The following is a 6,676-nucleotide window of genomic DNA, read 5'->3' as shown; positions in this document are numbered from 1 at the left end:
CAACCACAACGAGCCAGCCACAAGATCCTTTCCCCGCCCTGCACTGGCGCCGAAGGCGCCCCCTCCGCTCGATACGCGCGCTGTGCGCGCTACTCGATCAGCATGGAGGGGCGCCACCGCCGCGTGATGATCAGCAGGAAGGGGCGCCACCGGCGCGTGATCCGCGGGCTGCCCATGCTGGTCGAGTAGCCGCGCAGCGGCGTATCGAGACCCGCCCCTCCTGGTGGCAGGGGATCTCGATACGCGCGCTGCGCGCGCTACTCGATCAGCAGGGCCGACGCGCTCAGAGCGCCGCGTCGCGCTCCTGCGCGCGCAGGGCGCGCTCGACGCCGGCCAGGTTCTCGATCACGAGGCGGCGCAGCGCCGGCACGTCGGGGTTCGCGTCGAGCCACGCGCGGGTGGCGTCGACGATCGCGGGCGTCGGCGTCGCCGCCGGGTAGAAGCCGACGACGAGGTACTCCGCGATCTTGTAGCTCTTCGCGTCCCACAGCGAGCGGAGGGCGTCGAAGTACACCGGCACCATGGCCTCGAGGACGGCGGGGTCGCTGGTGTGCTGGAAGCCGAGACCCGTCGCGCGCACGATGGTGTTCGGCGCCGAGTCGTCGAGCGTCACCGAGTCCCAGGCCGCGCGCTTGGCCTCCGCCGTCGGGATCGCCGCGCGGGCGTTCGCCGCGGACTGCGCACCGGTCGCCGTGTTGTCGGCCGCGAGCGCCGCGTCGATGTCCGAGGCGTCCGCCCGTCCGCCGGCCACGAGCGCGATCAGCAGCTCCCAGGAGAGGTCGGTGTCGATCTCGAGCCCCGGCAACGTCGTGGTCCCGTCGCGCAGCGCCTGCACCGCGTCCAGGTGCGCGGGCGTCGTGGCGACCGCGGCGAGCACCTTCACGAACTGGAACTGCGCGTCGCTGCCGGCCTCGGCGCCCTGCGCCAGCGTCCACAGCCGGTCGCCCACCTCCGCGAGGACCTCGTCGCGGTGCTCCGGCGCGACGTACTGCGAGGCGGTGCTCACGAGCTGGCCGAGGACCGTGCGCAGCGTCGTCGACTCGGTCTCGGTCGCGATGTTGCCGAGCACGAGGCGGACGAAGTCGCGCGGCGCCGACTCGGCGTCGCGGGTCGCGTCCCAGACCGAGCCCCAGACCAGCGAGCGCGCGAGCGGGCTGCTGATGCTCGCGAGGTGCTCGATCGCGACGGCGAGCGAGGCGTCGTCGAGCCGGATCTTCGCGTAGGCGAGGTCGTCGTCGTTGAGCAGCACCAGCGCGGGGCGGGTGCGGCCGATCAGCTCGGGCACCTCGGTGCGCTCGCCGTCCACGTCGAGCTCGAGACGGTCGATGCGCACGAGGCGGTCGCCCTCGAAGTCGTAGAGGCCGATCGCGAGGCGGTGCGGGCGGATCGTCGGGTAGTCGGCGACCGCGCTCTGCAGGATCGCGAACGAGGCGATGGCGCCCTCCTCGTCGACCACGATCTCGGGCCGGAGCGTGTTCACGCCGGCCGTCTCGAGCCACTGCGCCGACCACTCGGTCAGGTCGCGGCCGCTGGTCGCCTCGAGCTCGACCAGCAGGTCGCGCAGCTCGGTGTTCGAGAACGCGTGCTTCACGAAGTACTCGTGCACGCCGGCGAGGAACTCCTTCTCGCCGACCCAGGCCACCAGCTGCTTGAGCACCGAGGCGCCCTTGGCGTAGGTGATGCCGTCGAAGTTGACCTGGACGTCCTCGAGGTCGTTGATCGTCGCGACGATCGGGTGCGTCGAGGGCAGCTGGTCCTGGCGGTAGGCCCAGCTCTTCTCCATCGCGGCGAAGGTGGTCCAGGCCTCGGTCCACTCGGTCGCCTCGGCCGTCGCGAGGGTGGAGGCGTACTCGGCGAACGACTCGTTCAGCCAGAGGTCGTTCCACCACTTCATGGTCACCAGGTCGCCGAACCACATGTGCGCGAGCTCGTGCAGGATCGTGACGACCCGGCGCTCCTTGACCGCGTCGGTCACCTTGGACCGGAAGACGTAGGTCTCGGTGAAGGTGACCGCTCCCGCGTTCTCCATCGCGCCCGCGTTGAACTCCGGCACGAAGAGCTGGTCGTACTTCGCGAACGGGTACGGCACCCCGAACTTCTCCTCGTAGAAGGCGAAGCCCTGCTTGGTCTTCTCGAAGACGTAGTCCGCGTCGAGGAACGGCGCGAGCGAGGCGCGGGCGAAGACGCCGAGCGGGACGGTGCGGCCGTCGGAGGAGACCAGCGAGTCGGTCTCGACGACGTAGGGGCCCGCGATGAGCGCGGTGATGTAGGAGGAGATCCGCGGAGTGGGCTCGAAGCTCCAGGTCGCGACGCCGTCGCCGGCGGGCACGGGCTCGGGGGTGGGCTGGTTCGAGACGACCTGCCAGGCGGCGGGCGCGGTCACCGTGAAGGAGAAGGCGGCCTTGAGGTCGGGCTGCTCGAACACCGCGAAGACGCGGCGCGAGTCCGGGACCTCGAACTGCGAGTAGAGGTAGACCTCGCCGTCGACCGGGTCGACGAAGCGGTGCAGGCCCTCGCCGGTGTTCGTGTAGAGCGCATCGGCGTCGACGCGCAGCACGTTCTCGGCGGCCAGCGAGTCGAGGCGGATCCGCACGCCGTCGGCGACGTCGGCCGGATCGAGCTCCACGCCGTTCAGCGTGACCGAGTGCACGGTCCTCGTGATCGCGTCGATGAAGGAGGAGGCCCCCTCCGTCGCGGTGAAGCGCACGGTCGTGGTGCTGCGGAAGGTCTCTGCCCCCCGCGTCAGGTCGAGGGCGACGTCGTAGGCGTCGACCTGGATCAGCGAGGCGCGCTCCTGCGCTTCGCTCCGGGTGAGGTTGTCTCCAGGCACAGGGTGCTCCATCCGTTCGTCTCGGCGCTGCCGCTTCGGCGCCGGGGTGCGGGCGCCACCGATCCACCCTAGGGCCGCGCCGCACCCGCGCACCCGAGAGGCGCCGAGAGGCGTAGCGTTGCCTCATGACCGCCGTTGACTTCTGGTTCGATCCCTCCTGCCCCTGGGCCTGGATGACCTCCCGTTTCGTGGACGAGGTGACGGAGGGGCGCGACCTCGACGTCACCTGGCACATCATGAGCCTCGCCGTGCTCAACGAGGACCAGGACGTGAGCGACGACTACCGCGCGTTCTTCCCGCGCGCCCTGCGCTACACCCGCCTCGTCGCCGCCGTCGGCGAGCGCGAGGGCCAGGAGAAGGTCAAGCCGCTCTACGACGCACTGGGCACGCGGATCCACAACGGTGGCCGCACGGACGTCGACGCGGTCATCGCCGAGTCGCTCGCCGAGGTCGGCCTCGACGCGAGCCTCGCCGCCTTCGCCGACACCGACGAGTACGACGAGCCGATGCGCGCCTCGCACTTCGACGGCATCGGCCGGGTCGGCCAGGACGTCGGCACGCCGGTCATCGCGATCGGCGACATCGCCTTCTTCGGACCGGTCATCTCGCCGATCCCGCGTGGCGAGCAGGCGCTCTCGCTCTGGGACGGCCTCGTCGCCGTGGCCTCGTACGACGGCTTCTTCGAGCTCAAGCGCTCGCGCACCCGCGACCCGATCTTCGACTGAACCGCGATCCGCGTCGGCGGCCCGGTCCTCGGCTGAGGACCGGGCCGCCGCGCGAGCGGTACCCTGACTCCCGGCCCCGGATCCACGGGCCACGAACGGCTTTCCGGAGGACGAGCGCGTGCGCATCCACATCGCAACGGACCACGCCGGGCTGGACTTCAGCCGGCACCTGATCGAGCACCTCGGTGCCGCCGGCCACGACGTGGTCGACCACGGCCCCACCTCGTACGACCCGCTCGACGACTACCCCTCGTTCTGCATCAACGCGGCCGCCGCGGTCGTGCGCGACCAGGAGGCCGGCGTCGAGGCGCTCGGCATCGTCTTCGGCGGCTCGGGCAACGGCGAGCAGATCGCGGCCAACAAGGTCGCGGGCGTCCGCGCCGCGCTGGTCTGGAGCCTCAGCACCGCGGTGCTCGCCCGGCAGCACAACGACGCCAACGTGATCTCGATCGGAGCGCGCCAGCACTCGGTCGAGGAGGCGACGGACTTCATCGACGCCTTCGTCGCCGAGCCGTTCTCCTTCGAGGAGCGCCATGTGCGCCGCATCGCGCAGCTCGCGGAGTACGAGGCCACGGGCGACATCGCCGGCCGCACGGTCGACTCCGCCGCGAGCGGTCGCTAGGTGCCCGAGGGCCACTCCGTCCATCGCATCGCGCTGCAGTTCGAGCGCGACATCGTCGGCCACTCCGTCGCGACCAGCAGCCCGCAGGGCCGGTTCGTCGAGGGCGCCGCGCTGCTGGACGGCCGGACCGTGCTCGAGTCGACCGCGGTCGGCAAGCACCTGCTGCTGCGCTTCGAGGGCGACGCGACGCTGCACGTGCACCTCGGCCTCTACGGCGCCTGGGACTTCCTCGGCCACGTCTCGCCGCTGTTCGACGACGGCAAGGCGGGCAGCAGCATCGGCGCCCCGCGCCGCCGCCGAGCGGTCCGACTGTCGGAGACCGAGCACGAGACCGACAGCGATCTCGAGGAGTTCCCGCCAGCGCCGATCGGCGCCGTGCGCGTGCGCATTAAGACGGAGGAGACGGTCGCCGACCTGCGCGGCCCGACGGCCTGCGAGGTGATGGACGACGCGCAGGTGGAGGCGCTGCTCGCCCGGCTCGGCCCGGACCCTGCGGCGGACGACTCCGACGAGGCGCGCGACCGCTTCGTGAACCGCCTGCGCAAGACGGCCACGCCGGTGGGGCTCGTGCTGATGGACCAGTCGGTCGTCAGCGGGATCGGCAACATCTATCGCGCCGAGCTGCTCTACCGCGCCGGACTCGACCCGCACACGCCGGGCAAGCTGGTGCCGCTCGAGCTCGCGCGCGAGCTCTGGGCCGACTGGGCGCTCCTGCTCGAGGACGGCATCCGGACCGGGATGATGATCACCCGCCGGGGCCTGACGAAGACGCAGCGCTCCGCCGCCGTGCGCAGCCGGGCCGAGCGCAACTACGTCTACAAGCGCGAGGGACTGCCCTGCCGGGTCTGCGGCACGAACGTCCTGCTCGAGGAGATCGGTGCACGCAAGCTCTACTGGTGCCCGGTGTGCCAGTCGTGACCGCCTGAAGTGCCCGTGACGAGCGACGACCGAGAGGATCCCGTGACCCCGAGCCTGCTCCTGCGCACCGCGCGGCTCCTCGGCCGCGACGAGCCGGTGTCCGTGCTGCTCCGCGACGGCCGGATCGAGGCCATCGCTCCGGACGGCGCGCTCGACGCCACCCGCACGGGCGACGCCGAGGTGCGCGACCTCGACGGCCGCTGGCTGCTGCCCGGGCTCTGGGACGAGCACGTGCACTTCTCCCAGTGGTCGATGACCGCGCCCCGCCTGGACGTCTCGACGGCGCGGTCGGCAGCGGAGGCGGTCGAGGCGGTCCGTGCGCGGCTCGCCCTGGCACCGGACTCGCCGGCGACCCTCGTCGGCTTCGGCTTCCGCGACGGGCTCTGGCCCGATCTGCCGACGACCGCCCTGCTCGACGCGGTGGCGCCGGAGCGACCGGTGGTGCTCGTCAGCGGCGACCTGCACTGCGCCTGGGTGAACTCCGCGGCGCTGCGCCGCTACGGCTTCCCCGCTCAGGACGACATCCTCCGCGAGGAGCCCTGCTTCCGCCTCGTCACGGCACTCGGTGCGCTGAGCGACGACGAGCTCGACGAGCTGGCCGACGAGGCGGCGCGCCGCGCGGCCGCTCGCGGAGTCGTTGGGGTCGTCGACCTCGAGATGCGCTGGAACGCGGGGGACTGGACGCGGCGGATCGCCCGCGGCACCCGCTCGCTGCGCGTTGACATCGGCGTCTACCGCGACCACCTCGACCGGGCGATCGCGGAGGGGCTGCGCACCGGGGACGAGGTCGAGGGCGGCGAGGGCCTGCTCCGGATGGGGCCGCTCAAAGTGCTGATCGACGGCTCGCTGAACACCCGGACCGCGTACTGTGTGCACCCGTACGCCGGGCACGAGGGCAGCGGCGTCCTCACCGTGGACCCCGTCGAGCTCGACGAGCTGCTCGCGCGTGCCGCCGCGGCGGGCATCCGCCCGACGGTGCACGCGATCGGCGACGCGGCCGCGACGGTCGCGCTCGACGCCCTGGCCAAGGTCGGCGGCGGCCGCATCGAGCACGCGCAGCTGCTCTCCGACGCCGACCTCCCGCGCTTCGCCGAGCTCGGCGTCGTCGCGGGAGTGCAGCCGGCGCATGCGCTGGACGACCGGGAGGTCGCCGACCGCTACTGGGAGGGCCGGACCGGCCGGGCCTTCGCGCTGCGCTCGCTGATCGACTCCGGAGCAACGGTCGTGCTCGGCTCGGACGCGCCGGTCGCACCGCTCGACCCCTGGGTGGCGATCGCCGCCGCCGTCTCCCGCGCCCGGGACGGCGACGAGCCGTGGCACCCGGAGCAGCGGGTCACGATCGCGGAGGCGCTCGTCGCGTCGACCCGCACCCGGCGGCTCGCTCCGCAGGCGGGAGACAACGCCGATCTGATCGTCGTCGAGCGCGACCCGCTCGCCTCCGACGGCGAGCAGCTGCGCTCGATGCCCGTCGCCGCGACGCTGCTCGCCGGACGCGTGACGCACGAGGTCTGACCGGGTCCGGAACGACGGACGGCCCGCCGGATCCGAGGATCCGACGGGCCGTCGCGGCGTGGGAGGCGC

6 protein-coding genes are annotated in these 6,676 nt (G+C 72.4%); 5 read left to right on the top strand and 1 reads right to left on the bottom strand.

Annotated features, from left to right (window positions below; translation table 11 throughout):
* Positions 1-189: hypothetical protein (locus MT351_RS09605; RefSeq protein WP_243582043.1), on the top strand; the 189-nt coding region annotated here is incomplete at its 5' end.
* Positions 190-283: 94 nt separating this feature from the next.
* Here the strand turns inward: MT351_RS09605 and pepN are convergent.
* Entirely contained in the window at positions 284-2,830 is a 2,547-nt protein-coding gene (pepN, locus tag MT351_RS09600) for an aminopeptidase N (RefSeq protein ID WP_243582042.1), read from the bottom strand.
* 125 nt (positions 2,831-2,955) lie between these two features.
* On the opposite strand from pepN, the gene MT351_RS09595 reads away from it, so the two are divergent.
* The 4 genes from MT351_RS09595 to MT351_RS09580 all read left to right on the top strand — a co-directional run bounded on the left by MT351_RS09595 (position 2,956) and on the right by MT351_RS09580 (position 6,607).
* A complete protein-coding gene (locus MT351_RS09595) occupies positions 2,956-3,555 on the top strand; it encodes a DsbA family protein (protein WP_132437877.1) in 600 nt (199 codons plus the stop codon).
* Between the two features lie 118 nt (positions 3,556-3,673).
* Positions 3,674-4,177, top strand: coding sequence for a ribose-5-phosphate isomerase (locus MT351_RS09590; protein WP_127886453.1), 504 nt, complete (start codon positions 3,674-3,676; stop codon positions 4,175-4,177).
* Positions 4,178-5,095, top strand: coding sequence for an Fpg/Nei family DNA glycosylase (locus tag MT351_RS09585; RefSeq protein ID WP_243582041.1), 918 nt, complete (start codon positions 4,178-4,180; stop codon positions 5,093-5,095).
* Positions 5,096-5,137: 42 nt separating this feature from the next.
* Positions 5,138-6,607, top strand: coding sequence for an amidohydrolase (locus MT351_RS09580; protein ID WP_243582040.1), 1,470 nt, complete (start codon positions 5,138-5,140; stop codon positions 6,605-6,607).
* The last annotated feature ends 69 nt before the right edge of the window (positions 6,608-6,676 follow it).

The organism is Rathayibacter sp. VKM Ac-2926 (assembly GCF_022815565.1).
Taxonomy (GTDB): domain Bacteria; phylum Actinomycetota; class Actinomycetes; order Actinomycetales; family Microbacteriaceae; genus Rathayibacter; species Rathayibacter festucae.
This window is presented reverse-complemented; position numbering and strand designations above follow the sequence as displayed.

Coding starts and splice junctions, on each gene's coding strand:
- MT351_RS09595 (WP_132437877.1), top strand. CDS start 2,956: ATGACCGCCGTTGACTTCTGGTTCGATCCCTCCTGCCCCTGGGCCTGG.